Source organism: Bacillus toyonensis BCT-7112, from assembly GCF_000496285.1.
Classification (GTDB): domain Bacteria; phylum Bacillota; class Bacilli; order Bacillales; family Bacillaceae_G; genus Bacillus_A; species Bacillus_A toyonensis.
Map to the genome: position 1 here is coordinate 2,657,709 of NC_022781.1, position 26,415 is coordinate 2,684,123.

The following is a 26,415-nucleotide window of genomic DNA, read 5'->3' on the forward strand; positions in this document are numbered from 1 at the left end:
ATGAAGGGATTATTTGTAACAATTGAGGGGCCAGAAGGTTCGGGTAAAACAACGTTAATTAAAAAATTATTACCATACTTTGAGCAAAAAGAACAAAAGGTAATGGCGACGAGAGAACCAGGTGGTATAGCAATTTCTGAAGATATTAGAACAATTCTACATAAACAAGAATATACGATGATGGAAGCACGTACAGAGGCGCTTCTTTATGCTGCTGCACGTAGACAACATTTAGTAGAAAAAGTTATGCCAGCGCTTAATGAGAACTATCTTGTATTATGTGATCGTTTTATAGATAGCTCTTTAGCGTATCAAGGATATGCAAGAGGCTTAGGAATGGATAAAGTATTTGAAATAAATCGCTTCGCAACAGAAGACTGTATGCCTAGTGTAACGATTTACTTAGACATTGAACCAGAGATTGGTTTAGCTCGCATTGAAAAAGATGCGGGGCGTGAAGTGAATCGATTAGATATGGAAGATATCTCTTTCCATAAACGTGTACGTGAAGGGTATTTAGAAGTTGTAGAACGTTTTTCTGATCGTATTGTATTAGTAAATGCTGATCAACCAATGGAAAAACTTATAGAAGAAGTTGTTCAGATTATAGAAGATAAATTGTTATAATAGAAGGAAAGAATGAAATAAGTGAGGTATGCATTATGAAGAAGACGTGGGAGCAGCTTTCTGCTATACAGCCCATCGGTGTAAAAATGTTGATGAATAGCATTGCAAAAGAGCGTATATCCCACGCTTACTTGTTAGAAGGAGGGAAAGGAACAGGGAAGTTTGCAACAGCGATTCAAATGGCAAAGAGTTTCCTCTGCTCTCAAAGGAATGAGGTAGAACCATGTCATGTATGTACAAATTGTAAACGAATTGACTCAGGTAACCACCCTAACCTACATATTGTAAAACCAGATGGATTATCTATTAAAAAGCAACAAATTCATGATTTACAGGAAGAATTTTCAAAAACAGGATTAGAGGCAAATAAAAAAGTTTATATTATCGAGCATGCAGATCGTATGACAGCAAATGCGGCAAATACACTATTGAAATTTCTAGAGGAACCGAGTAGTGATACAACAGCTATTTTACTTACTGAACAAAGTCATCAAATTTTAAATACGATTTTATCTCGCTGTCAAGTTGTTACATTTAGACCGTTACCTACGGAGTCTTTAAGTAGAAGATTACAGGATGAAGGCATTACATCCTCTTTATCAACTCTAGCTGCACAGCTTACGAATAGTTTTGATGAAGCTTTAGCTTTATGTAATGATGAATGGTTTGCACAAGCACGAACTTTAGTGATAAAATTATGTGAAGCGCTCGAAAAAGATAAAGCCTCTATTTTTTTTGTACAAGAAAAATGGGGAAAACACTTTGGAGAGAAAGAACAGTTACAGCAAGGTTTAGATATGTTGCTCCTTATTTATAAGGATTTATTATATGTTCAACTTGGAGAAGAAGATCGTCTTGTTTTTCATGAGCAGAAAGAGATGTTTGAATCTTTTTCCTATGCTCAGAAGCGCATTGTATCAGCTCTCTTTAATATATTAGAGGCAAAAAATAGAATCAACGCTAATGTAAATGCGCAGCTTGTGTTCGAACAGTTAGTGTTGCGGTTGCAGGAGGGATGACCGTTTTGTATGATGTAGTAGGTGTTCGCTTTAAGAAGGCCGGCAAGGTATATTACTTTGATCCGAATCAGTTCGATATCTCTGAGAATGAGTTTGTAATTGTAGAAACGGTAAGAGGTATTGAATACGGAAAAGTAGTTATTACCAAAAAGCAAGTTGATGAAAACGATGTTGTGTTACCGTTAAAAAAGGTTATTCGTATCGCAAATGAAAATGATCGTACCATTGTTGACGAGAACAAACATGCTGCGAAAGAGGCATATCAAGTTTGTCAACAAAAGGTAGTAGAGCATAATCTAGATATGAAACTTGTAGATGTAGAGTATACGTTCGATCGTAATAAGATTATTTTCTACTTTACTGCAGATGGTCGGATTGATTTCCGCGAACTAGTGAAAGACTTAGCGGCAATTTTTAGGACGAGAATTGAACTAAGACAAATTGGTGTTCGTGATGAAGCGAAGATGCTTGGTGGTATTGGTCCATGTGGTCGTATGCTTTGTTGTTCTACTTTTTTAGGAGATTTTGAACCTGTATCCATTAAAATGGCAAAGGATCAAAATTTATCATTAAATCCTGCAAAAATTTCTGGTTTATGTGGTCGCTTAATGTGTTGCTTAAAATATGAGAATGATGAATATGAGGCAGCAAAGGAACAACTTCCTGATTTAGATCAACGTATACAAACACCACATGGTACTGGCCGTGTTATCGGATTAAATATTTTAGAAAGATTAATTCAAGTGGAGCTAGTAGACAAGGAACGGATAGTAGAATATACGTTAGATGAGTTAGTGAATAAAGGGGTCGTTTCGAGTCAAACCACAGATTAATGAGGTGGGTGCTTGTGGAGAAAAAAGATATTTTTGCATCGGTTTCTAGTATGGAAGAGCAAATTGGACATTTATATAAACAGTTGGGTGAATTAAAACAACATCTTGCAGAGTTGTTGGAAGAAAATCAACATATAAAAATGGAAAATGAAAATTTGCGACACCGTTTTGAAGAAGTGCAGAATAAAGAAAAACAAAAAGCTCAAAAACGTAAAGAAGTGAAGCCGAAGACGGATATTGGTGAAGGCTATGACAATTTAGCAAGACTATATCAAGAAGGTTTCCATATTTGCAATCTACATTATGGAAGTGTACGTAAAGAGGGAGATTGTTTATTCTGTCTGTCATTTTTAAATAAAAAGTGAAATTACCTTTCCAATTATAATTGGAAAGGTAATTTTTTATACATGAGAATAGAACAAAATGTATTTGTATATTAGTAGAAGATGAAATAGGGTAGGTTAAGTGTAAGAAAAGGAGTAATATATGAATTTATACGAAGATGAACGTTTAGATTATTTATTAGCGCAAGATATGAAGATTATACAAAGTCCATCGGTGTTTAATTTCTCTTTAGATGCCGTTTTACTTGCAGATTTTGCTTGGGTGCCAATTCAAAAAGGAAATTTACTTGATTTGTGCACAGGTAATGCGGTTGTGCCCCTTCTATTAAGCACGAGAACAAAAGGGAATATTACAGGTGTGGAAATTCAAGAACGTTTATATGATATGGGAATAAGAAGTGTTCAATACAATAAGTTAGAAGAAAGAATTCAACTCATACATGGAGATTTGAAAGATATGCCAGAGAAACTTGGGCGCCATCAATATGATGTTGTTACATGTAACCCTCCTTATTTTCAAACACCTCAAACGTCTGAGAAAAATATGAATGAACATTTAGCAATAGCTCGTCATGAAATTATGTGTACGTTAGAAGATGTTGTATCTGCAAGTAGTCAGCTAGTAAAACAAGGTGGGAAAGTAGCGTTTGTACATCGCCCAGGTCGTTTACTCGACATTGTTACATTAATGCGTAAATACAAAATTGAACCAAAGCGTGTGCGATTTGTTTATCCTAAGGCAGGTAAAGAAGCAAATACATTGTTAATTGAAGGAATTAAGGATGGGAACGCAGATTTGAAAATCCTACCACCTCTTTTTGTATACGAAGAAAATAACGAATATACAAAGGAGATTCGTTCAATTTTATATGGAGAAGAATAAGCATTGTTTTTATGTGGTGGAATGTTCTGATGGAAGTTATTATGCTGGATATACAAATCATATAGAAAAACGGATTCAGACTCATAATAGTGGAAAAGGTGCTAGATATACACGTGCTAGACTTCCAGTTGTTTTAAGGTATGTAGAGAATCATGAGGATAAACGAACAGCTATGCAGGCTGAATATCATTTTAAGCAGTTAACGAGAAAACAAAAAGAAGAATATATGCAAAAAGGAGAACGCTATGTGGCAGCAAAAAAGCTTTCAACAAAATGAAAAGGGGATGTTATATCTAGTACCTACTCCAATTGGAAATTTAGAAGATATGACATTTCGTGCAATTCGGATTTTAAAAGAGGTAGATGTTATTGCAGCGGAAGATACAAGACAAACAAAAAAACTTTGTAATTATTTCGAAATTGAAACACCTGTCATGAGTTACCATGAGCATAATAAAGAAGTAAGTGGAAAGAAAATATTAGAGAAGCTAGAGGAAGGGAAGAATATAGCACTTGTTAGTGATGCTGGTATGCCGTGTATTTCCGATCCAGGCTACGATATTGTTGTCGAGGCCGTAGCTGAGCAATATCATGTGGTTCCGCTTCCTGGGGCAAATGCAGCCCTTACAGCGTTAATTGCATCCGGTCTTGAAACAAAGCAGTTTTATTTCTATGGATTTTTACAAAGAAATAAAAAGGAAAGAAAAATGGAATTAGAAAAACTTCGCTATGTGCAAACTACAATGATGTTTTATGAAGCACCTCATCGTCTAGATGACACTTTAATCTCGATGCAAGAAGTGTTAGGCAATAGAGAAATTGTATTATGTCGAGAGTTAACGAAAAAGTTTGAGGAATTTATTCGAGGAACAATCGAAGGAACAATTGAATGGACGAAGCAAAATGAAGTTCGTGGTGAGTTTTGCATTTTAGTAGCTGGTTCAACGGAAGAACCTGCTCCAGAAGAACAATGGTGGGAATCTATTTCAGTATATGATCATATTGAACATTATATAAATAAAAAAGGCATGAATTCAAAAGAGGCGATAAAAACAGTCGCTAAAGATCGGGATTTGTCGAAACGCGATGTATATCAAATCTATCATGTCGATAAAAAATAAGCTTCTCATAATTGAGAAGCTTATTTTGCTGTTTCGATATAATCTTGAAGTTCGTTTAAGATTTGCTCAGCGCCTTCTTTGCTTAAGATAATTTTACCTTCAGCTAAAGATAGGTTACCATCAGATACTTCACCAGTTACTTGGCAAGTCATGTTTGGTTTATATTTTTTTAAGATGATTTTTTCGTCATCAACATAGATTTCAAGTGCATCCTTTTCTGCAATACCTAAAGTACGGCGTAATTCGATTGGAATTACAACACGACCTAATTCATCAACTTTACGAACAATACCAGTAGATTTCATAATTCTTTTCCTCCTAAATAAATAGTTTATAAGTTTCGAGTCTATTTTTTTGATTCGTCATTTTTCGACAAAATACCCTATGGACATATGATACCAATCATTTACATTTCCGTCAATTCTTAAATTCTATATTTTTTAAAAAGATTTATAGATTTCTTACTTCTTATATATAATAGAATGGGAGTAATTTTTGCAATTATTTTCTGAAAAATATATTTATTTAAAAGTAGGGTTGTATATTTTGTTTGAATATGAGTAATAGATGATAAAGATATGTAGCATTAACTGGTGTTTATCCCGCGTTAACGAGCAATAAGATTCCCGCTTTAAAATGCGGTTGGAGCAAAGAAGTTAAGTTGGAGTCGGGCTGCTCGTAAAAGCTTGATTAGTGAGAGTTAATAATTTGTGGGGGATAAACACCCCTACGGATTAAAGTTTCACTTTATATATGAGTTTTTGATATACTATTTATAAATACATATGAGGTTATTCGGGAGGTCCAAAACAATGACAAAGGAAAATAAGTCCTTTTATATTACTACCCCAATTTATTATCCAAGTGGAAAGTTACACATTGGACATGCTTATACGACAGTAGCAGGAGATGCAATGGCACGATATAAGCGTATGCAAGGCTACAATGTTCATTATCTAACAGGAACTGATGAGCATGGGCAGAAGATCCAAAAGAAAGCAGAAGAGTTAAATGTGACACCACAAGCATACGTGGATAATATTGTTGCAGGAATTAAAGAGCTTTGGGAGAAAATGGATATCTCTTATGATGATTTTATTCGCACAACTGAAGATCGTCACAAAGATGTTGTCGAAAAGATCTTCAAGCAACTAGTAGACCAAGGTGATATTTATCTTGATGAATATGAAGGTTGGTATTCTGTACAAGATGAAACATTCTATACAGCGCATCAATTAGTAGATCCAATTATGGAAGGTGACAAAGTAGTTGGAGGAAAAAGTCCAGATAGTGGTCATGATGTAGAACTTGTTCGTGAAGAATCATATTTCTTTAGAATGGGTAAATATGTCGACAGACTATTAAAGTTCTATGAAGATAATCCACATTTTATTCAGCCAGAGTCTCGTAAAAATGAAATGATTAATAACTTCATTAAACCAGGATTAGAAGATTTAGCAGTTTCTCGTACTTCATTTGATTGGGGAGTTCGTGTTCCAGGCAACCCAAAACATGTTATTTACGTATGGGTTGATGCATTATCTAACTACATTACAGCATTAGGTTATGGAACAGAAAATGAAGAGATGTATAAGAAATTCTGGCCGGCAGATGTGCATTTAGTCGGAAAAGAAATTGTTCGTTTCCATACAATTTATTGGCCAATCATTTTAATGGCATTAGATTTACCTCTTCCGAAAAAGGTCTTTGCTCATGGCTGGATTTTAATGAAGGATGGAAAAATGAGTAAGTCAAAAGGAAACGTAGTAGATCCAGTTACATTAATTGATCGTTACGGATTAGATGCATTACGTTATTACTTACTTCGAGAAGTTCCGTTCGGATCTGATGGTGTATTCACACCAGAAGGATTTGTTGAACGTATCAACTTCGATTTAGCAAATGACTTAGGTAACTTATTAAATCGTACAGTAGCTATGATTGATAAGTACTTTAACGGAGAAATACCTGCATTTAAAGCAAATGTAACGGAATTCGATGAAACGTTAGTAACGTTTGCAAAAGATACATTGCAAAAAGTAGAAGACGCAATGGAAAATATGGAATTCTCTGTAGCGCTAAGCTCAATTTGGCAATTGGTTAGCCGTACGAATAAATATATTGATGAAACACAACCGTGGGTATTAGCGAAGGATGAAAATGATCGTGAAAAGTTAGCTTCTGTAATGGCTCATTTAGCAGAAGTACTTCGTCAAACAGGTATTATGCTTATGCCATTCTTAACAGTAGCACCAAGCAAGATGTTTGCTCAACTTGGTCTTACTGAAGAAGCACATAAATCTTGGGAAAGCCTATCTACAATTGGATGTATTCCAGGTGGAACAAAAGTAGAAAAAGGAAACCCAATTTTCCCTCGTTTGGAAATGGAAGTAGAAGTAGAGTATATTAAAGAACAAATGAAGAGCTCTGCGCCTAAAGTAGAAGAGAAAAAAGAAGAAGAACCGCAGGCAGAAGAAATTACAATTGATGATTTCTTTAAAGTAGAATTACGAGTAGCTGAAGTAATATCGGCTGAACCTGTAAAAAAAGCAGATAAGCTGTTAAAAATCCAGCTTGATTTAGGTACAGAAAAGCGCCAGGTTGTTTCAGGTATCGCAAAATTCTATTCTCCGGAAGACTTACAAGGTAAAAAAGTTATTTGTGTAACAAACTTAAAACCTGTAAAATTACGCGGTGAATTATCACAAGGTATGATTTTAGCGGGTGAAGAGAATGGAGTATTGTCATTAGCAACAATCGACCAAAATCTTCCGAATGGTACAAAAATCAAGTAATTAAGGCAAGAAAAGAGATGTTTCACGTGTAACATGTGTGAAGCGTCTTTTTTCTTTTTAAATTTCCTTTTTTTGCATTAAAATTGTAGTATTGTTATCGTTGAGTTAGAAAGAAAATCGTTTTTCTCTATGATAGAATTGATTTCAATATAAAAGGAGTTATTTATTATGTTGTTTGATACACATTCACATTTAAATGCAGAGCAGTTTGAAGAAGATTTACAAGAAGTTATTGCACGAATGAAAGAAGCTGGAGTTACATATACAGTTGTTGTTGGATTTGATGAAGTAACGATAAAAAAAGCGATTGAATTAGCTGAGGCTTATGATTTTATTTACGCTGCAGTTGGATGGCATCCTGTAGATGCTATCGACATGAAAGAAGAACATTTAGCTTGGTTAGAAGAATTAGCTTCACATCCTAAAGTCGTTGCAATTGGAGAAATGGGACTAGATTATCACTGGGATAAGTCTCCTAAAGAAATACAGAAGGAAGTATTCCGTAAACAAATTGCATTAGCTAAAAAAGTGAAATTACCAATCATTATACATAACCGTGATGCAACTCAAGATATTGTTGATATTCTAGAGGAAGAGAATGCGGCTGAAGTAGGAGGTATTATGCATTGCTTTAGTGGTAGTGTCGAAGTAGCACAGCGATGTGTTGATATGAACTTTTTAATTTCATTAGGTGGACCGGTTACATTTAAAAATGCTAAGAAACCGAAAGAAGTTGCAGTAGAGATTCCCTTAGAGAAATTGTTAATAGAGACGGATTGTCCATATTTAACACCACATCCATTTCGAGGGAAGCGAAATGAACCGAGTTATGTAAAGCTTGTAGCAGAAGAAATTGCGAATTTAAAAGGGATTTCTTATGAGGAAGTAGCAGAAGTTACAACAAAAAATGCAAAGGCTTTATTTGGTGTTGAATAAAAAAGGAATGGGAGAACCCATTCTTTTTTATTTTTTGAGAAAAGAAATAGTAGAAGCGAAAGAGAAGATAAGGGGAAATTAGGAAGTGTTACAATAAGGAGAGAGAACAAAGTTTGTACCAGTCTATTTTTTAAAATGTAAGAATGGGGAAAATAATAATGGAAAAGTCGTCATTTTTTTGTTTTACTAAGTAGAGACGAAATGAGTGTGGAGGCAAGCATGAAAATTAAAGAGATTATCGTTGTAGAAGGTAAAGATGATACAGTTGCAATTAAGCGTGCTGTTGATGCGGATACAATTGAAACGAACGGTTCAGCAATCGGTGATCATGTTATTGAGCAAGTTAAATTAGCGCAGCAAAAACGAGGCGTTATTATTTTTACAGATCCGGATTATCCAGGAGAGCGTATTCGAAAAATTATTTCTGACAAGGTACCTGGATGTAAGCATGCTTTCTTACCGAAGGAAGAAGCGCTTGCTAAAAGAAAAAAAGGTGTTGGAATTGAACACGCTTCTAATGAATCGATTCGCCGTGCTTTAGAGAATATACATGAAGAAATGGAAGCTTACACAAGTGAAATTAGTTGGAGTGATCTAGTCGATGCAGGCTTAGTGGGCGGAGAAATGGCAAAGAGTCGCAGAGAAAGAATGGGTAAGCTATTAAAGATTGGTTATACAAATGCAAAACAGTTACATAAACGTTTACAGATGTTTCAAGTTTCAAAAGAGACGTTTGCAGAAGCTTATAAACAAGTAATACAGGAGGAAAAGAAATGAAAGATATCGCAACGCCGAATCGTACGAAAGACATTGTTGAAAAGTATGGATTCTCATTCAAAAAAAGTTTAGGACAAAATTTCTTAATTGATACAAATGTATTAAATCGTATTGTTGATCACGCAGAAATCGGTTCAGAAAGTGGTGCAATTGAGATTGGACCAGGTATCGGTGCGTTAACAGAGCAGTTAGCGAAGCGTGCTAAAAAAGTGGTGGCTTTTGAAATTGATCAAAGATTATTACCAATTTTAGACGAGACGTTAGCTCCATATAGTAACGTTACAGTTATAAATAAAGATGTACTAAAGGCAGATGTACACGAAGTGTTTAGTGAGCAATTTGAAGAAGGACAAGATGTAATGGTAGTAGCTAATTTACCATACTATATTACAACGCCAATTTTATTTAAATTGCTTGAAGAAAAATTACCGGTTCGTGGATTTGTTGTTATGATGCAAAAAGAAGTTGGAGATCGTTTAGCTGCTAAACCTGGAACGAAAGAATATGGTTCTTTATCAATTGCTATTCAGTATTATACAGAGGTAGAAACAGTTATGACTGTACCGCGTACAGTGTTTGTACCACAACCAAATGTTGATTCTGCGATTATCCGTCTTCTAAAGCGTCCGAAACCAGTTGTAGAAGTGACAAATGAGACTTTCTTCTTTGAAGTAGTAAGAGCAAGTTTCGCACAGCGCCGTAAAACTTTAATGAATAATTTATCGAATAATTTAAATGGTTTCCCGAAAGATAAAGAGCTGTTGGATCGAATTTTAACAGAAGTAGAAATTGATCCAAAGCGAAGAGGCGAAACGCTATCTATCGAAGAGTTTGCAACATTAAGTAACGCATTAGTTCTTCATAAGTTATCATAAGGATATGAAAGGGACAGTTCAATTTGAGCTGTCCCTTTTGTCACCTTTCCTTTCCTAAATTCATACTTTAAAAACAGGTAAGATGGCCTAACGAGTTTGGAGGTAGGAGAATGGCTTTACATGTTGGAGAATTAGTGGAACGATATTCTCATAATAGGGATATCCTTTTTCGTATTATAGAAATAAAAGGCGAGATAGCTATATTGTTTGGGGAGGAAATTAGACTTGTGGCAGATGCGCCGCTTGAAGATTTAATTAGTATAGATCAACGAGAACATAAAAAAAGAGTGAAGCGTGAAAAAGAAACAATGGAGCGCACGTACCGTTTATTTCAACAGGATTATGTATTGATGAAACAAAGGCATGAACACACTTCAACTGGTGGATACACAAGTGAAGTGAATTACTTTCAAATGCCAGGACGCGTATTGCATATAGATGGGGACCCTTTGTATTTGCGCAAGTGTTTAGACCTATATAATAAAATTGGTGTTCCTGTACAAGGTGTTCATTGTAAGGAAACAGAGATGCACGAAAAGGTAGTAGACTTAATAGATCATTTCCGCCCAGACATTTTAGTTATTACAGGACACGATGCCTATACAAAATCCAAAGGGGTAAAGGGAGATTTAGCAGCATATAGGCATTCAAGGCATTTTGTACAGGCTGTCCGAGAAGTACGAAAAAAATATCCATCATTGGATCAACTCGTTATTTTTGCTGGGGCGTGTCAATCGCATTTCGAGGCGTTAATTCGAGCGGGTGCTAACTTTGCTAGTTCTCCGTCTAGGATTAACATTCATGCACTAGACCCTGTGTATGTGGTTGGTAAAATTAGCTTCACTTCATTTATGGAGAGAGTAAATGTATGGGATGTTGTACGTAATACGATTACTGGTGAAAAAGGACTGGGTGGAATTGAAACGAGAGGGATTTTACGAACAGGATTACCCTTCCAACATTATGAAGAATAAGCAAGGTACATACGTATCTTGCTTTTTTATGCGTAAGAGAATGAAATGAATTTGGATAAAAAGTGGTAAGAGCGTAAAGACTATACAATGATACTTTTACAATATAGTATTTCTTCTATCTATTCGAACGCATGATGCTTTTATAATGATATAGTCTGTGAATTGCGGTTAATAATTGGGATAGATATATCGTGTTTTAAGTGTTCAATCTAAATTACAGCGAGGTGTAGCAAGGTATATGTCAAAACGTTTAGATGAAATTAAAAGCGAATTAGATCACCATCTTGGACAGCGACTTATGTTAAAGGCGAATAGCGGAAGAAGAAAAACAGTGGAGCAATCAGGTGTACTTGCAGAAACTTATCGTTCTGTGTTTGTTGTACAGTTAGACCAACAAGAAGATGCATTGCAACGTGTATCTTATAGTTATGCAGATGTTTTAACAGAGACGGTAGAGTTAACATTTTATGGTGAACCCCATAATGAAATTATTTTATAACTCATGTGTCGTTACATATATTCCCACAAATGAAAAGTTATATTATTTTGCATACTAATTATACCGTAGCAAAATAAGGGGGGACTCTGCATTGAGTAGACGAAGAGGTGTCATGTCAAACCAGTTTAAAGAAGAGCTAGCAAAAGAGCTGGGCTTTTATGATGTTGTTCAGAAAGAAGGATGGGGCGGAATTCGTGCGAAAGATGCTGGTAATATGGTGAAACGCGCTATAGAAATTGCAGAACAGCAATTAATGAAACAAAACCAGTAGTTGTAAGATTACTTTCTATGCTACGGTAGCCGAGGAGAGATTCCTCGGCTTTTTGTACTCTGAAAGGTGCCATCATTTTACATAAGTAGTTTCATTCTGAATGCTTTTCGTTATAATTAGGGAAGTGTCATCGTCTTACTATAAATTTATGGTAAAATAAACGATAAAAGATTGAGTACATAGAGTGGGTGAATAGATTGAAGCTACTAGTGAAAGCACCAGCAAAGATTAATCTGTCGTTAGATGTACTGGGAAAAAGACAAGACGGATATCATGAAGTGAAAATGATTATGACAACAATTGATTTAGCGGATCGTTTAGAACTAATGGAATTAGCAGAAGACCGTATTGAAATTTTATCCCATAATCGGTATGTCCCAGACGACCAACGAAATTTAGCTTATCAAGCAGCGAAATTATTAAAAGAGAAGTTTAATGTGAAAAAAGGTGTATCTATTACTATTGAAAAAACGATTCCAGTAGCAGCTGGATTAGCAGGTGGAAGTAGTGATGCAGCAGCGACATTACGTGGTCTTAATAAATTATGGAATTTAGGGCTTACAATTGACGAATTAGCAGAGCTTGGCTCAGAAATTGGATCAGATGTATCGTTCTGTGTATATGGAGGGACAGCAATTGCCACTGGAAGAGGAGAGCGAATTGAGCATATAAAAACGCCACCTTCTTGTTGGGTTATTTTAGCGAAGCCACATATTGGTGTATCTACTGCTGACGTGTATGGAAATTTAAAACTAAATCGAGTTACACATCCAAATGTAGATAAAATGGTTGATGTCATCAATGCTGGGGATTACAAAGGGATTTGTGATACTGTTGGTAACGTCTTAGAAGATGTAACATTTAAGATGCATCCCGAAGTTGCTCGTATTAAAGCACAGATGAAACGATTTGGAGCAGATGCTGTATTAATGAGTGGAAGTGGTCCAACTGTATTCGGACTTGTACACCATGATTCGCGAATGCATCGCATTTATAACGGATTAAAAGGATTTTGTGAACAAGTATATGCGGTACGTTTATTAGGAGAGCGAGAAACGCTTGAATAAAGACGTATAATACGTTATGATTTGTTTAGAATATTCGTGATTTGAGGTGGGCGTATGAAAATTAGACGAAGTACAAGATTAGTCGATATGACATATTACTTGTTACAAAACCCTCGTCAGCTAGTTTCTCTCACTTTTTTTGCTGAAAGGTATCAATCGGCTAAATCCTCTATTAGTGAAGATTTAGTTATTATTAAGCAAACGTTTGAACAACAAGGGGTCGGCACATTGCAAACGGTACCAGGAGCAGCAGGAGGAGTGAAATATATACCATATATAAGTGAAGAAGAGGCAGATCTAATTATTGATGAGCTTTGTAGCTTATTTGAAAATCCAGATCGTATTTTGCCTGGCGGTTACTTATACATGACAGATCTTTTAAGTAATCCTCGTCATATTAATGGTGCAGGTCGTTTGTTTGCTTCTGTCTTTGCTAGGCAACCAATCGATGCAGTTATGACGGTAGCAACAAAAGGGATTCCACTTGCTTATGCAGTGGCAAACTACTTAGATGTACCGGTAGTAATTGCGAGGAAAGATAATAAGGTAACAGAAGGTCCAACTGTTAGTATTAACTATGTATCAGGTTCTTCTAAACGAATACAAACAATGACGTTGGCAAAGCGTAGTCTTCCAGAGGGATCAAACGTTTTAATTATTGATGATTTCATGAAAGCTGGCGGAACAATTCAAGGTATGATGAGTATGCTAGAAGAGTTTAAGGCTAATGTTGTTGGTATCGGTGTATTAGTAGAATCCACAGATATCGAAGAACGACTTATTAATAACTTTGTATCATTAATTCGCCTTTCAGAAGTTGATGTGAAAGAAAAATCGATTCAAGTGGAGAAGGGGAATTATTCACTTACACCATTTGATGAAGGACTTGTAGAGGTTGAATAAAAAAGGTAAAGCAAATGGCTTTATCTTTTTTTTATTCTATTTATAAATTATAAAATAGATGGACAAACTGCTTTTCGTGCACTATTTTTAAAGAGTAAAAATAAATAATAAAAGGGTGAAAAAATATGAAAGTTGTTCAAACAAGCAAGGCACCACAAGCAATTGGACCTTATTCACAAGGGATTATTGTAAATAATATGTTTTACAGTTCAGGACAAATTCCATTAACAGCAAGTGGAGAGCTTGTAACGGGAGATGTAACAGTACAAACAGAACAAGTATTTGAAAATTTACAAGCAGTATTAGAAGAAGCAGGTGCTTCATTTGATACGGTAATAAAAACAACAGTATTCTTAAAAGATATGGATGATTTTAATGCTGTTAATGAAGTATACGGTTCTTATTTCTCTACTCATAAACCAGCACGTTCTTGTGTACAGGTAGCAAAATTACCGAAAGATGTTTCAGTTGAAATCGAAGTAATCGCCCTAGTTAAGTAACCTTTTGTAAGCGATAACCTCTACTAATCCTTATATTCAATTGCAATAAAAATTTTTATCTTAAAAATTTTTAAAAAATTAAAGGGAAAATAGAAAATTTGTGGAATTTATACAAATATATCGCTTATTTAGAAAAGGGTGGTGAACACAAGATGGAAGTGACTGACGTAAGATTACGCCGCGTAAACACAGAAGGCCGCATGAGAGCAATTGCCTCTATTACTCTAGACCATGAATTTGTTGTTCATGATATTCGTGTAATTGATGGTAATAATGGATTATTTGTAGCAATGCCAAGTAAACGTACTCCAGATGGAGAATTCCGTGACATTGCACATCCGATTAATTCTAATACACGCTCTAAAATTCAAGATGCGGTTTTAACGGAGTATCATCGTTTAGGCGAGTTAGAAGAGGTTGAGTTTGAAGAAGCAGGTGCTTCGTAAAATTCGAATGAAAAGGCTTTTGAAAGAAAGTCTTATAATTTTGTAGCAAACTCCTGTAAGCATTTACAGGAGTTTGTTTTTTTTTGACTTTATATAATTTATATTTAAAACATTCATCGTTTATTAAAATGAAGAGAAGAAACTACTAATTTTTTCAAAATCATTTTAAATAGTATAGCTTATTTCTTAAAAAAGATACTAAAGAGTAAAACATCTTATAAGAATTATGGTAAAATTTAATAGTTAAAATGTGTTTCTTGAAATATATGATGATTTAGGATAATATCGTTAATGGATAAATAGGTTGCGATGGAGGGTCTATATGTCAAACAGATTTGCAGTGATTCTAGCTGCAGGTAAAGGCACACGTATGAAGTCTAAGCTATACAAAGTGCTGCATCCTGTATGTGGAAAACCTATGGTACAACACGTAGTCGATCAAGTAACTCAATTAGGATTGCAGAAACTTGTAACGGTCGTTGGACATGGTGCTGAAATGGTACAAGAACAGCTAGGAAACGTAAGTGAGTTTGCATTACAAGCAGAACAACTTGGTACAGCGCATGCTGTAGATCAAGCTGCTAGCGTACTTGCAAATGAAGAAGGAACAACTTTAGTTATTTGTGGTGATACACCTTTAATAACTGCTGAAACGATGGAAGCATTACTTCAGCAACACAAAGAAGCAGGAGCAATGGCAACTGTGCTAACAGCATACATAGAAGAGCCTGCTGGATATGGTCGTATCGTTCGTAACGAAAATGGTCATGTTGAAAAGATCGTTGAGCATAAGGATGCAAATGAAAAAGAATTAGCTATTAAAGAAATCAATACAGGTACGTATTGTTTTGATAATAAAGCTTTATTCGCTTCACTTTCTAAAGTTTCAAATGATAACGTACAAGGTGAATATTACCTTCCAGATGTTATTGAGATTTTAAAAAATGAAGGTCATATCGTATCAGCTTATCAAACAGAGCACTTCGATGAAACGTTAGGTGTTAACGACAGAGTCGCTCTATCGCAAGCGGAAATTATTATGAAAAATCGTATCAACCGAAAGAACATGGTAAATGGTGTTACAATTATTGATCCAAGTAACACGTATATTTCTGCTGATGCAATTATCGGTAGTGATACAGTTCTTCATCCAGGAACAATTATTGAGGGAAACACTGTAATTGGTTCTGATTGTGAAATTGGACCGCATACAGTAATTCGCGATAGTGAAATTGGAGATCGTACGACAATTCGTCAATCTACTGTACATGATAGTAAGCTTGGTACAGAAGTATCGGTTGGTCCATTTGCACATATTCGCCCAGATTCAGTTATTGGAGACGAAGTACGCGTTGGAAACTTCGTGGAAATCAAAAAAACTGTTTTTGGTAATAGAAGTAAAGCTTCACACTTAAGTTATATCGGGGATGCACAAGTTGGAGAAGACGTGAATCTTGGTTGTGGTTCAATTACGGTGAACTATGACGGCAAGAATAAATTTAAAACTGTGATTGGTAACGGGGTATTTATTGGATGTAATTCAAATCTTGTTGCTCCTGTAACAGTTGAAGATGGTGCTTATGTGGCAGCAGGCTCTACAATTACAGAGAATGTCCCATCAAAAGCATTATCGGTAGCACGTGCACGTCAAGTTAACAAAGAAGACTATGTTGATCAATTGCTGAATAAGAAAAAATCATAATGTGGAGGGTTAATCTAGATGTCGACTCAATATCTAAATTCTAATTTGAAAGTATTCTCTTTAAACTCTAATAAGGAACTTGCTGAGCAAATCGCAAAGCATATTGGAGTGGGACTAGGAAAATGTTCTGTTGATCGTTTTAGTGATGGAGAAGTTCAAATTAACATTGAAGAAAGTATCCGTGGTTGCGATGTATTCATTATTCAATCTACAAGCTTCCCAGTAAACGAACATATCATGGAATTACTTATTATGATCGATGCATTAAAGCGTGCATCTGCAAAAACAATTAATATTGTTATTCCTTACTATGGTTATGCGCGTCAAGACCGTAAAGCGCGTTCTCGTGAACCAATTACATCGAAACTTGTAGCAAACTTGCTTGAAACAGCAGGTGCAACTCGTGTAATCACTCTAGATTTACATGCTCCACAAATTCAAGGATTCTTTGATATCCCAATCGACCACTTAATGGGTGTACCGATTCTTTCAGATTACTTTGAAACAAAAGGTCTTAAAGACATCGTAATCGTATCACCTGATCATGGTGGTGTAACTCGTGCTAGAAAAATGGCAGATCGCCTAAAAGCGCCAATCGCTATTATTGATAAACGTCGTCCTCGTCCGAATGTATCAGAGGTAATGAACATTATCGGTAACATCGAAGGCAAAACAGCAATTTTAATTGATGACATCATTGATACAGCTGGTACAATTACATTAGCAGCAAACGCTCTTGTTGAGAACGGTGCTTCTGAAGTATATGCTTGCTGTACACACCCAGTATTATCTGGCCCAGCAATTGAACGTATTCAAAATTCGAATATTAAAGAGTTAGTTGTAACGAACTCTATCGTATTACCAGAAGAAAAGAAAATCGACAAAGTACATGAACTTTCAGTTGCTCCATTAATTGGAGAAGCAATCATTCGTGTATACGAAGAAGAATCTGTAAGTGTATTATTCAATTAATTGGATAGAATGAGACGTAACCAAGCTTGGTTACGTCTTTTCGTATCGAAAAAAGAAAGTAGTGGTACAAGAATGAAATTGATAGTAGGACTTGGGAACCCAGGTAGAGAATATGAATTAACAAGGCATAATATTGGATTTATGGCAATTGATGAACTTGCAAAGCGTTGGAACATTTCTTTGAATGAACAGAAGTTTAAAGGCGTATTTGGTGCAGGATTTGTTAATGGAGAAAAAGTAATCTTATTAAAGCCACTTACATATATGAATTTATCTGGGGAAAGTATTCGTCCACTTATGGATTACTATAAAATTGATGTTGATGATTTCGTTGTTATGTATGATGATTTAGATATCCCGGTAGGTAAATTACGCCTTCGTATGAAAGGGAGTGCCGGTGGACATAATGGCGTGAAATCAACAATTTCGCATTTAGGAACGCAAGAGTTTCAACGTATCCGTATGGGAATTGATCGCCCGAAAAATGGGATGAAGGTAGTAGATTACGTATTAGGACGTTTTACATCCGAAGAGATTCCTGATGTCAATCATTCCATTGAAAAAGCAGCGGATGCATGTGAAGAGTGGTTAAATAAGCCTTTTCTCCAAATCATGAATACTTTCAACAGTTAAGGTTATGATTGGGAATATTTTATTTTATTTTTACCCATACTAGTAGTAACTGGATATTTAGGAGGCTAGTATGGAAGGGTATTATTATTGTAGGCATTGCGGGAGTAATGTAGGCTCCGTTACCGCAGAAAAAGTATATAGCGACGTTTTATTTCAACTAACAGAGCAAGAGGTAGTAGAGATGATTCATTTTCATGAGAATGGAAATATATATATAAAAACGATTTGTGAATCGTGCCAAGAAACGCTCGCATCTTATCCTGAGTATTATGAATATGAAAAATTTCTACAATAAAATGTTGTCGCTTTGGCATGTCCAAAGCATTTTTCTGTTTTCTTTTTCCAAAATATTTGCATAAAATATGGTGACTTGCTCTTTATGTTGAGAGGAGTTTTGATAATGATAGGTTTATTAGAGCAATTTTATAAAAATGAAGAAATACAATCGGTTATTAATGGGTTAGAAGATGGTTTAAAAGAACAACTTATATCAGGTATGGCAACATCTTCTCGTTCATTATTAATGGCAGCTTTATATAAAAAAACAAAGAAATCGCAACTTATTGTCACACACAATCTATATCAAGCACAAAAGGTACATGAAGATTTAGTGGCATTACTTGGTGAAAAAGATGTATGGCTGTACCCAGTGAACGAATTAATTGCATCAGAAATCGGTGTTGCAAGTCCAGAATTAAAAGCGCAACGCATTGAGGTGCTAAATCGTTTAGCGGCAGGAGAGAATGGGGTTATTGTAGCGCCAGTCGCAGGATTACGTAGATTTTTACCGATAAAAGAATTATGGAAGCAAAAGCAAATTGAAATTAATCTAGGGCAAGAGATTGATTTAGAGGCGCTCTTGCATACATTACATCATATTGGCTACGAACGTAAGTCGATGGTAGAAGCTCCGGGGGAGTTCAGTTTGCGCGGGGGCATATTAGATATTTACCCATTAACTGAAGAATTACCATTCCGTATTGAATTCTTCGATACAGAAGTCGATTCTATTCGATTATTTGATGTGGATGAACAGCGTTCTCAAGATAAAAAGGAAAGTGTTAAGTTTGGTCCGGCAACAGAGTTTTTATTTTCACAGGAAGAATTGAAATCGGGAATTAAGCATCTTGAAGAAGGTTTGACTAAGACGATGCAAAAACTTTCCGATGACAAATTAAAGACTGCAGTGCTTGAGACAGTAAGTCATGAAATTGAAATGTTGAAAAATGGCCAAAGTATAGAACAGATGTTTAAATATTTATCTATTTTCTATAAAGAACCTGCTAGTCTGATAGATTATTTACCAGAAGATGGTGTTGTAATTTTAGATGAAATCTCTCGTATTCAAGAAACAGCATCACATCTTGAAACGGAAGAAGCGGAATGGTATATATCACTTCTTGGTGAAGGAACAATAATTCAGGATTTATCTTTCTCCCACTCATTTGAGGGATTTCTTCATCATAAAAAAAGAAGTTTTGTATATTTAACGTTATTCTTACGCCATATAGCACATACGCATCCGCAAAACATTGTGAATGTGACATGTAAAACAATGCAAGATTTCCATGGGCAGATGCAGTTATTAAAAACTGAAATTGATAGATGGAATGAAGGGCACTTTACGACTGTTGTGCTTGGAACAGATGATGAACGTGTAAAAAAACTACAACATATTTTAAGTGATTATGATATTGAAGCGGATATTGTAGAGGGCACAGATATTTTATTGCCTGGAAGGTTACAGATTGCTGTAGGTGATTTACATGCAGGATTTGAAATGCCGATGCAAAAGCTCGTTGTCATTACTGAAAAGGAGCTTTTTCATAAGAAAGTTAAAAAATCACAACGTAAGCAAAAGTTATCTAATGCTGAGCGTATTAAAAGTTATTCGGAATTAAAAGTTGGAGATTATGTAGTTCATGTAAATCATGGTATAGGTAAATTTTTAGGTATTGAGACATTAGAGATTAATGGTGTTCATAAAGATTATTTAAATATTAAATATCAAGGTAACGATAAGCTATATGTTCCAATTGAACAAATCGATCAAGTGCAAAAATATGTGGGTTCTGAAGGTAAGGATCCGAAAGTTTATAAATTAGGCGGGAACGATTGGAAGAAGGTCAAAACGAAGGTTGAAAAATCTGTACAAGACATTGCAGATGACCTAATTAAATTATATGCTGAGCGCGAAGCTTCAAAAGGCTATGCATATACACCAGATACGGCAGAACAACAAGAATTTGAATCTTCCTTCCCGTATCAAGAGACAGATGACCAATTACGTTCTATTGAAGAAATTAAGAAAGATATGGAACGCGGACGTCCGATGGATAGGCTTCTTTGTGGTGATGTAGGATATGGAAAGACCGAAGTAGCTATTCGTGCAGCATTTAAAGCAATCATGGATGAAAAACAAGTTGCGATTTTAGTACCGACAACAATTCTGGCACAACAACACTATGAAACAATTCGAGAGCGTTTTCAAGATTACCCGATTAATATAGGGTTACTAAGTAGATTCCGCACGCGGAAACAACAAAATGAAACGCTTAAGGGGTTAAAAGATGGCACAGTAGATATTGTAATCGGAACGCATCGTATTTTATCTAAAGATGTTACTTATAAAGATTTAGGACTTCTTATTATTGATGAAGAACAAAGATTTGGTGTGACGCATAAAGAAAAAATTAAACAATTAAAAGCAAATGTTGATGTGTTAACCCTAACGGCAACGCCAATTCCACGTACACTTCACATGTCTATGCTTGGTGTGCGGGACTTATCTGTCATTGAAACGCCACCAGAAAATCGTTTCCCAGTCCAAACGTATGTGGTGGAATATAATCCAGCGTTAATGAGAGAAGCGATAGAGCGAGAGCTTGCAAGAGGTGGGCAAATTTACTTCTTATATAACCGGGTAGAGGATATCGAAAGAAAAGCAGATGAAATTTCGATGCTAGTTCCAGACGCTCGTGTAACATACGCACATGGGAAAATGAACGAAAGTGAATTAGAGTCTGTTATGCTATCGTTTTTAGAGGGACAGCATGATGTTCTTGTAAGTACAACAATTATTGAAACAGGTGTAGATATCCCGAACGTTAATACGTTAATTGTATTTGATGCAGATCGTATGGGACTATCGCAGTTGTATCAGCTTCGTGGGCGTGTTGGGCGTTCTAATCGCGTTGCATATGCATACTTTGCATACAAACGTGATAAAGTGCTATCAGAAGTTGCAGAGAGACGTCTACAAGCAATTAAAGAGTTCACAGAGCTTGGATCTGGTTTCAAAATTGCGATGAGAGATTTATCAATTCGTGGTGCGGGTAACTTGTTAGGGGCAGAACAACACGGGTTTATTGATTCTGTCGGATTTGATCTATATTCTCAAATGTTAAAAGATGCAATTGAACAGCGCAGAGGAACCGATGGAGTTGAAAATACAGTTAATGTTGAAATTGATTTAGAAGTAGATGCGTATTTACCAGATGCTTATATTTCAGATAGTAAACAAAAGATTATGATGTATAAACAATTTAGAGGTGTTTCTACAATTGAGGATATTGAAGAATTACAGGAAGAGATGATCGATAGATTTGGTGATTACCCACAAGAAGTTGGTTATTTATTACAAATTGCAAATATTAAAGTATTGGCAATGAAAGAACAAATCGAATTAATTAAGCAAAATAAATTTGAAGTAACAATTCTGTTCTCAGAACAAGCAAGCCAAAATATTGATGGTGGAAAATTATTCATGCTTGGAAATAGTTTTGGGCGTATGATCGGTCTTGGAATGGAAGGATCACAATTGAAAATCGTTATGAAAACGAATGGATTAGAGACATCGAAGTGGTTAACAATTGCTGAAAATTTATTAAAAGGCTTACCAGATGTAAAAAAAGAAGTAATAAATGCCTAATATTAGATAAAAAAATACAATTCGACGTGCATAGAAGAACTAATGTGTAAAATACTATGTCTAACAGTTGGTGATTTTTACATGAACAGGTAAATTCACCACTTTGATCATCAGTAGAAAGTGAGGTAGCATTAGAATGAAAGCAACTGGAATCGTACGTCGAATTGATGATTTAGGCAGGGTAGTAATCCCGAAGGAAATTCGTAGAACTTTACGTATTCGAGAAGGAGACCCACTAGAAATATTTGTTGATCGCGATGGAGAAGTAATTTTGAAGAAATATTCTCCGATTAGTGAATTAGGGGATTTTGCAAAAGAATATACGGAAGCTTTATACGATAGCTTAGGACATAATGTGCTTGTATGTGATCGTGATTCTATTATCGCAGTAGCAGGCATATCTAAAAAAGAATACTTAAATAAAAGTGTTGGCGATTTAATTGAGAAGACAATGGAAGAGCGTAAGTCTGTAATTATGACGGACGAAAGCGAAATTTCAATTATTGATGGAGTAACAGAAAAAGTTAGCTCCTATACAATTGGCCCGATTGTTGCGAATGGGGATCCAATTGGAGCTGTTATTATCTTCTCTAAAGAGGCTATTATAAGTGAAGTAGAGCATAAGTCAGTAAATACAGCAGCGAGCTTCTTAGCGAAGCAAATGGAGCAGTAAAGATATATAATTTTAGAAGTTGCAATCTTTCCTAATTATGATATTTCTTTTGAAAAATCAATTATTTGGAGATATAGGTATATTGAATGAAGGTAGCGCTTTGCTACCTTTTTTCGTTGAACATTTTTAGTTTTGTAAGAACTCTTTATTACTCGTGGGTGTAAGGGAGCCTGTTTTTTCTTTGTGATATAATACGAAAGGTGAGAATAGAAAAAGGAGTTTTCTTGTATGGAAGCGAAGAAGTATCAAGCCTTTTGGCGTGGGGCTATTATATTAACGATCGCAAGTTTTATTACAAAAGTATTAAGCGCTTTTTACCGTATTCCAGATCAAAACATAGCGGGAGATGTTGGTTTTTATATTTACCAACAAATTTATCCGTTTTATGGATTTTGTTTAATTTTAGCTACTTATGGATTCCCTATTATAATTTCAAAAATGGTTGCAGAAAGATTAGAAAGAGGAAAACAAAAAGAAGCAGAAGAAATAATTTGTGTATCTTTTTGGTTTTTATTAGGAATTGGCTTTATAGGGTTTTTCACATTGTTCTTTGGTGCCGAAACGATTGCATCGGCTATGGGTGATGTACACTTATATAAGTTATTACGTGTTATTTCATTTTCATTCATATTAATGCCATTCTTATCCGTAGCGAGAGGATATTTTCAAGGATTTAATAATATGATGCCGACGGCTGTTTCACAAGTAATTGAACAAACGATTCGTGTATCTATTATTGTCTTTTTATCACTATTCCTTATTGCTCACGGATTTGATCTATATACAGTCGGTGCAGGTGCTATGTTAGGTTCGATTGCAGGCGGGCTTATTGGGATTATCGTACTTTTACTTTATATGCGTCATGATTTTCGCGCCATTTTCTTTAAAAGCTTGAAGAGAGTTGGGGGAAAAAGAAGAATTGTTAAAATCCTTTTTTGGCAAGGAATAGCTATTTGTGTTAGTAATTTAGTCCTTATTTTTATACAAATGGCAGATTCGGTTTCCTTCTATACTTTACTCATTGGGGCAGGGGAACAGGCTGAAAGTGCAAAGGTACTAAAAGGTGTTTATGACAGAAGTATCCCTCTCATGCAATTAGGTACTGTCGTGACAACGTCTTTCTCATTGTCACTTATTCCGATTATTACAGCGGCAAAGGAAAGAGGAGATCTTGCTTTTATTCAAGAAAAGGTAAAGTTAGCGATGAAAATAACACTTGTTATTGGATTTGCAGCAGCCATCGGATTAACTTGCATTATTCAGCCTACAAATATTATGTTATTTGAGAATAGTGATGGGTCAGATGTGTTATCGATTTTATCTTTATCTATTTTATTTAGTTCATTGTCAATTACAACTGCTTCTATTTTACAAGGGCTGGGACAAACATTAAAACCAGCAATATTCGTTGTATTTGGAGGTTGTTTGAAGTTAGTTTTAAACTATATGTTAATGCCGCATTTTGGAGTTAAAGGAGCTGCGATTGCAACTTTAATTGCGCTTGTTGTAATTGCCTTGTTAAATAGTGTATTACTTATGCAATCTGTATCGGGGTCGCTTATTAATAAGCAGAAGATGTTCGGTATAGTTATTAGTGGTATCAGTATGGGATTTGTATTAATAATGTTTATTCGTGTGTTACAAATGTCTGGGTTGGTAATTGATGGGAATCATAGAGGAATCGCGACATTTGAAGCGTTGTTAGGTGTAGCTATTGGCGGATTGACATACATGTTTTTAATTTTAAAATTACGTGTATTTACAAAAGAAGAATTAGGATCCGTTATGAAAAAAGAGAAAAAAGAAGGTTCATTGAAGAAGAGTGGATAGAGGTGACAGGTTGTGAGTGGAATCATTACTATTTTAGGATTAGGTGCTGGTGAATTAGATCAGCTGACGATGGGCGTATACCGAAAGATAAAAGTAGCAGACCATATGTTTGTTAGAACGAAGGAGCACCCGGTTATAGAAGAGTTGGAGAAAGAAGGTATAAAATATACGGCTTTCGACAATATATATGAAGCGCATGATACATTTGAAATTGTATATGAAACAATTGCGAATACATTGCTAGAACAAGCTGAAGGTGCAGAAATTATTTATGCTGTTCCAGGTCATCCGCTAGTAGCAGAAAGAACAGTTCAGCTACTTTTAGAAAAAGGAGAAGTAGCAAATGTTGAAGTGCGAATTGAAGGTGGACAAAGTTTCCTTGATCCAATGTTCGCAAGTTTAAAAATCGATCCGATTGAAGGATTCCAATTAATTGATGCTACATCATTTGAAAGAGGGCAATTAGAATTACGTCAACATTTAATCTTTTGCCAAGTGTATGATGCGTTCGTTGCTTCAGATGTGAAGTTAACATTAATGGAAATATTGCCAGATGATTATGAAGTGTATATCGTAACAGCTGCAGGAACTTCGTTTGAACAAGTCAAAAAGGTACCGTTGTACATGTTAGATCATGAAACAGAATTGAATAATTTAACGAGTGTGTATGTACCACCAGTTCAGGAACGTGCATCCTTGTATCAACAGTTTGATGTACTGAGAGAAATTATTGCAGACCTTCGTGGACCGAATGGTTGTCCGTGGGATAAAAAGCAAACACATCAATCTTTAAAGAAGTATTTAATTGAGGAAGCTTATGAAGTATTGGAAGCAATTGATGAAGAGGACGATGATCACTTAGTAGAAGAGCTAGGTGATATATTATTACAAGTCATGCTTCATGCCCAAATTGGAGAGGATGAAGGTTGGTTCTCCATCGATGATATTATTCGAACTTTATCGGAGAAAATGGTTCGTCGTCATCCACATGTGTTTGGAAATACAGATGTAAATAATGCTGAAGAAGTCATTGCGAATTGGGAAGGAATTAAAAAACAAGAAAAGGGATTCGTAAAAGAATCTGTTTTAACTGGAATTCCAAAAAGTTTGCCGCAATTAATGCGTGCCTACGAAATTCAGAAGAAAGCTGGAAAGGTTGGATTTGATTGGGTTGATGTACAGCCAATGATAGAGAAAGCCCTAGAAGAATGGCAAGAATTCCAGCAAGAAGTTATAAATATGGATGAGGAAAAGATGCTAGGTGAATTTGGCGATTTACTATTTGCATTTGTTAACATAGCTCGTCATTATAAATTAGATCCAGAAGAAGCATTACGTTCAACTAATGAGAAATTTATGGGGCGTTTTTTATACATGGAAGCAAAAGTAGCTGAAATGAATAAAGAAATGCAAGATCTGTCATTAGAACAGTTGGATGTTTTATGGGAAGAGGCAAAGCAAACAGAGCGTTAATAGGGGGATTTGATATGCGTCTAGATAAATTTTTGAAAGTGTCACGTTTAATTAAAAGAAGAACATTAGCAAAAGAAGTATCTGATCAAGGAAGAATATCTATCAATGGTCAAGTCGCAAAAGCGAGTTCAGATGTGAAAGTGGCTGATGAATTAACAATTCGTTTCGGTCAAAAAATAGTAACGGTGAAAGTAAATGAATTGAAAGAAACAACAAAAAAAGAAGATGCAGCAAATATGTATAGCCTAGTTCGCGAAGAAAAAGTAAAAGCAGAAGAGGGCTTGTTCTAAAATATGCTATCCCTTCATACATTACTATTAGCTAGTATAAA

28 protein-coding genes are annotated in these 26,415 nt (G+C 35.4%); 27 read left to right on the forward strand and 1 reads right to left on the reverse strand.

What is annotated here, in order from left to right:
* The 7 genes from tmk (at position 1) to rsmI (ending at position 4,827) form a co-directional block, all read left to right on the forward strand.
* Entirely contained in the window at positions 1-627 is a 627-nt protein-coding gene (gene tmk, locus BTOYO_RS13700) for a dTMP kinase (RefSeq protein ID WP_000677211.1), read from the forward strand.
* A gap of 35 nt (positions 628-662) precedes the next feature.
* On the forward strand, positions 663-1,646 hold the full coding sequence (gene holB, locus BTOYO_RS13705; protein ID WP_000754512.1) for a DNA polymerase III subunit delta': 984 nt from the start codon (positions 663-665) through the stop codon (positions 1,644-1,646).
* Between the two features lie 5 nt (positions 1,647-1,651).
* Positions 1,652-2,479, forward strand: a complete 828-nt coding sequence (locus BTOYO_RS13710; protein WP_000272428.1) for a PSP1 domain-containing protein — start codon at positions 1,652-1,654, stop codon at positions 2,477-2,479.
* Positions 2,480-2,493: 14 nt separating this feature from the next.
* Complete coding sequence (gene yabA / locus BTOYO_RS13715; protein ID WP_000412058.1) at positions 2,494-2,844, forward strand: DNA replication initiation control protein YabA; 351 nt, start codon at positions 2,494-2,496, stop codon at positions 2,842-2,844.
* A gap of 121 nt (positions 2,845-2,965) precedes the next feature.
* Positions 2,966-3,706, forward strand: a complete 741-nt coding sequence (locus BTOYO_RS13720; RefSeq protein WP_001055365.1) for a tRNA1(Val) (adenine(37)-N6)-methyltransferase — start codon at positions 2,966-2,968, stop codon at positions 3,704-3,706.
* Positions 3,693-3,983 carry a GIY-YIG nuclease family protein gene (locus tag BTOYO_RS13725; protein WP_000414346.1) on the forward strand — a complete coding sequence of 97 codons (291 nt, stop codon included), beginning with the start codon at positions 3,693-3,695 and terminating at the stop codon, positions 3,981-3,983. The genes BTOYO_RS13720 and BTOYO_RS13725 overlap by 14 nt, the downstream gene beginning before the upstream one ends.
* Entirely contained in the window at positions 3,952-4,827 is an 876-nt protein-coding gene (gene rsmI / locus BTOYO_RS13730; RefSeq protein ID WP_000267801.1) for a 16S rRNA (cytidine(1402)-2'-O)-methyltransferase, read from the forward strand. Before BTOYO_RS13725 ends, rsmI begins: the two co-directional genes overlap by 32 nt.
* Before the next feature lie 20 nt (positions 4,828-4,847).
* Here the strand turns inward: rsmI and BTOYO_RS13735 are convergent, their stop codons facing one another.
* Entirely contained in the window at positions 4,848-5,132 is a 285-nt protein-coding gene (locus BTOYO_RS13735; RefSeq protein WP_000843036.1) for an AbrB/MazE/SpoVT family DNA-binding domain-containing protein, read from the reverse strand.
* Between the two features lie 507 nt (positions 5,133-5,639).
* On the opposite strand from BTOYO_RS13735, the gene metG reads away from it, so the two are divergent.
* The 20 genes from metG to BTOYO_RS13835 all read left to right on the forward strand — a co-directional run bounded on the left by metG (position 5,640) and on the right by BTOYO_RS13835 (position 26,374).
* A complete protein-coding gene (metG, locus tag BTOYO_RS13740) occupies positions 5,640-7,622 on the forward strand; it encodes a methionine--tRNA ligase (protein WP_000159673.1) in 1,983 nt (660 codons plus the stop codon).
* Positions 7,623-7,790: 168 nt separating this feature from the next.
* Positions 7,791-8,558, forward strand: a complete 768-nt coding sequence (locus BTOYO_RS13745; RefSeq protein ID WP_000895828.1) for a TatD family hydrolase — start codon at positions 7,791-7,793, stop codon at positions 8,556-8,558.
* A 219-nt stretch (positions 8,559-8,777) separates the two neighbouring features.
* The gene (rnmV, locus tag BTOYO_RS13750; protein WP_000692838.1) at positions 8,778-9,335 is read left to right on the forward strand and encodes a ribonuclease M5; all 558 of its coding nucleotides are present in this window, start codon (positions 8,778-8,780) and stop codon (positions 9,333-9,335) included.
* Entirely contained in the window at positions 9,332-10,210 is an 879-nt protein-coding gene (gene rsmA / locus BTOYO_RS13755) for a 16S rRNA (adenine(1518)-N(6)/adenine(1519)-N(6))-dimethyltransferase RsmA (RefSeq protein ID WP_000651556.1), read from the forward strand. The genes rnmV and rsmA overlap by 4 nt, the downstream gene beginning before the upstream one ends.
* Before the next feature lie 110 nt (positions 10,211-10,320).
* Positions 10,321-11,184 (forward strand): sporulation peptidase YabG, encoded by an 864-nt coding sequence (yabG, locus tag BTOYO_RS13760; protein ID WP_001173740.1) that lies wholly within the window; start codon positions 10,321-10,323, stop codon positions 11,182-11,184.
* A 238-nt stretch (positions 11,185-11,422) separates the two neighbouring features.
* A complete protein-coding gene (veg, locus tag BTOYO_RS13765) occupies positions 11,423-11,683 on the forward strand; it encodes a biofilm formation stimulator Veg (protein WP_000044348.1) in 261 nt (86 codons plus the stop codon).
* Between the two features lie 91 nt (positions 11,684-11,774).
* A complete protein-coding gene (sspF, locus tag BTOYO_RS13770; protein ID WP_001985066.1) occupies positions 11,775-11,954 on the forward strand; it encodes an acid-soluble spore protein SspF in 180 nt (59 codons plus the stop codon).
* 197 nt (positions 11,955-12,151) lie between these two features.
* Positions 12,152-13,021, forward strand: a complete 870-nt coding sequence (gene ispE, locus BTOYO_RS13775) for a 4-(cytidine 5'-diphospho)-2-C-methyl-D-erythritol kinase (RefSeq protein WP_000772089.1) — start codon at positions 12,152-12,154, stop codon at positions 13,019-13,021.
* A gap of 54 nt (positions 13,022-13,075) precedes the next feature.
* Complete coding sequence (gene purR / locus BTOYO_RS13780; protein ID WP_000702479.1) at positions 13,076-13,924, forward strand: pur operon repressor; 849 nt, start codon at positions 13,076-13,078, stop codon at positions 13,922-13,924.
* Between the two features lie 125 nt (positions 13,925-14,049).
* Positions 14,050-14,424 (forward strand): RidA family protein, encoded by a 375-nt coding sequence (locus BTOYO_RS13785; RefSeq protein WP_000869820.1) that lies wholly within the window; start codon positions 14,050-14,052, stop codon positions 14,422-14,424.
* A gap of 152 nt (positions 14,425-14,576) precedes the next feature.
* A complete protein-coding gene (gene spoVG / locus BTOYO_RS13790) occupies positions 14,577-14,870 on the forward strand; it encodes a septation regulator SpoVG (RefSeq protein ID WP_000454042.1) in 294 nt (97 codons plus the stop codon).
* Positions 14,871-15,192: 322 nt separating this feature from the next.
* On the forward strand, positions 15,193-16,572 hold the full coding sequence (glmU, locus tag BTOYO_RS13795) for a bifunctional UDP-N-acetylglucosamine diphosphorylase/glucosamine-1-phosphate N-acetyltransferase GlmU (RefSeq protein ID WP_000071045.1): 1,380 nt from the start codon (positions 15,193-15,195) through the stop codon (positions 16,570-16,572).
* Between the two features lie 18 nt (positions 16,573-16,590).
* Positions 16,591-17,544, forward strand: coding sequence for a ribose-phosphate diphosphokinase (locus tag BTOYO_RS13800; RefSeq protein WP_000107420.1), 954 nt, complete (start codon positions 16,591-16,593; stop codon positions 17,542-17,544).
* 72 nt (positions 17,545-17,616) lie between these two features.
* Positions 17,617-18,177, forward strand: coding sequence for an aminoacyl-tRNA hydrolase (gene pth / locus BTOYO_RS13805; protein ID WP_079520253.1), 561 nt, complete (start codon positions 17,617-17,619; stop codon positions 18,175-18,177).
* A gap of 70 nt (positions 18,178-18,247) precedes the next feature.
* Positions 18,248-18,472: an anti-sigma-F factor Fin family protein gene (locus BTOYO_RS13810; protein ID WP_000399441.1), complete on the forward strand. Its 225-nt coding sequence runs from the start codon at positions 18,248-18,250 to the stop codon at positions 18,470-18,472.
* 105 nt (positions 18,473-18,577) lie between these two features.
* Complete coding sequence (gene mfd, locus BTOYO_RS13815; protein WP_000579697.1) at positions 18,578-22,108, forward strand: transcription-repair coupling factor; 3,531 nt, start codon at positions 18,578-18,580, stop codon at positions 22,106-22,108.
* 136 nt (positions 22,109-22,244) lie between these two features.
* Entirely contained in the window at positions 22,245-22,781 is a 537-nt protein-coding gene (spoVT, locus tag BTOYO_RS13820; RefSeq protein ID WP_000648310.1) for a stage V sporulation protein T, read from the forward strand.
* 228 nt (positions 22,782-23,009) lie between these two features.
* The gene (locus BTOYO_RS13825) at positions 23,010-24,611 is read left to right on the forward strand and encodes a putative polysaccharide biosynthesis protein (protein WP_023441120.1); all 1,602 of its coding nucleotides are present in this window, start codon (positions 23,010-23,012) and stop codon (positions 24,609-24,611) included.
* Positions 24,612-24,623: 12 nt separating this feature from the next.
* Positions 24,624-26,084 (forward strand): bifunctional methyltransferase/pyrophosphohydrolase YabN, encoded by a 1,461-nt coding sequence (gene yabN / locus BTOYO_RS13830; protein ID WP_000014273.1) that lies wholly within the window; start codon positions 24,624-24,626, stop codon positions 26,082-26,084.
* Positions 26,085-26,098: 14 nt separating this feature from the next.
* Positions 26,099-26,374 (forward strand): RNA-binding S4 domain-containing protein, encoded by a 276-nt coding sequence (locus BTOYO_RS13835; protein ID WP_001234879.1) that lies wholly within the window; start codon positions 26,099-26,101, stop codon positions 26,372-26,374.
* Positions 26,375-26,415: the final 41 nt, after the last annotated feature.

Bases quoted from the DNA above. Each gene is read 5' to 3' on its own strand.
- tmk (WP_000677211.1), top strand. From the start codon at position 1: ATGAAGGGATTATTTGTAACAATTGAGGGGCCAGAAGGTTCGGGTAAA.
- holB (WP_000754512.1), top strand. From the start codon at position 663: ATGAAGAAGACGTGGGAGCAGCTTTCTGCTATACAGCCCATCGGTGTA.
- BTOYO_RS13720 (WP_001055365.1), top strand. From the start codon at position 2,966: ATGAATTTATACGAAGATGAACGTTTAGATTATTTATTAGCGCAAGAT.
- BTOYO_RS13725 (WP_000414346.1), top strand. From the start codon at position 3,693: ATGGAGAAGAATAAGCATTGTTTTTATGTGGTGGAATGTTCTGATGGA.
- rsmI (WP_000267801.1), top strand. From the start codon at position 3,952: ATGTGGCAGCAAAAAAGCTTTCAACAAAATGAAAAGGGGATGTTATAT.
- BTOYO_RS13735 (WP_000843036.1), bottom strand. From the start codon at position 5,132: ATGAAATCTACTGGTATTGTTCGTAAAGTTGATGAATTAGGTCGTGTT.
- metG (WP_000159673.1), top strand. From the start codon at position 5,640: ATGACAAAGGAAAATAAGTCCTTTTATATTACTACCCCAATTTATTAT.
- BTOYO_RS13745 (WP_000895828.1), top strand. From the start codon at position 7,791: ATGTTGTTTGATACACATTCACATTTAAATGCAGAGCAGTTTGAAGAA.
- rnmV (WP_000692838.1), top strand. From the start codon at position 8,778: ATGAAAATTAAAGAGATTATCGTTGTAGAAGGTAAAGATGATACAGTT.
- rsmA (WP_000651556.1), top strand. From the start codon at position 9,332: ATGAAAGATATCGCAACGCCGAATCGTACGAAAGACATTGTTGAAAAG.
- yabG (WP_001173740.1), top strand. From the start codon at position 10,321: ATGGCTTTACATGTTGGAGAATTAGTGGAACGATATTCTCATAATAGG.
- veg (WP_000044348.1), top strand. From the start codon at position 11,423: ATGTCAAAACGTTTAGATGAAATTAAAAGCGAATTAGATCACCATCTT.
- purR (WP_000702479.1), top strand. From the start codon at position 13,076: ATGAAAATTAGACGAAGTACAAGATTAGTCGATATGACATATTACTTG.
- BTOYO_RS13785 (WP_000869820.1), top strand. From the start codon at position 14,050: ATGAAAGTTGTTCAAACAAGCAAGGCACCACAAGCAATTGGACCTTAT.
- spoVG (WP_000454042.1), top strand. From the start codon at position 14,577: ATGGAAGTGACTGACGTAAGATTACGCCGCGTAAACACAGAAGGCCGC.
- glmU (WP_000071045.1), top strand. From the start codon at position 15,193: ATGTCAAACAGATTTGCAGTGATTCTAGCTGCAGGTAAAGGCACACGT.
- BTOYO_RS13800 (WP_000107420.1), top strand. From the start codon at position 16,591: ATGTCGACTCAATATCTAAATTCTAATTTGAAAGTATTCTCTTTAAAC.
- pth (WP_079520253.1), top strand. From the start codon at position 17,617: ATGAAATTGATAGTAGGACTTGGGAACCCAGGTAGAGAATATGAATTA.
- BTOYO_RS13810 (WP_000399441.1), top strand. From the start codon at position 18,248: ATGGAAGGGTATTATTATTGTAGGCATTGCGGGAGTAATGTAGGCTCC.
- mfd (WP_000579697.1), top strand. From the start codon at position 18,578: ATGATAGGTTTATTAGAGCAATTTTATAAAAATGAAGAAATACAATCG.
- spoVT (WP_000648310.1), top strand. From the start codon at position 22,245: ATGAAAGCAACTGGAATCGTACGTCGAATTGATGATTTAGGCAGGGTA.
- BTOYO_RS13825 (WP_023441120.1), top strand. From the start codon at position 23,010: ATGGAAGCGAAGAAGTATCAAGCCTTTTGGCGTGGGGCTATTATATTA.
- BTOYO_RS13835 (WP_001234879.1), top strand. From the start codon at position 26,099: ATGCGTCTAGATAAATTTTTGAAAGTGTCACGTTTAATTAAAAGAAGA.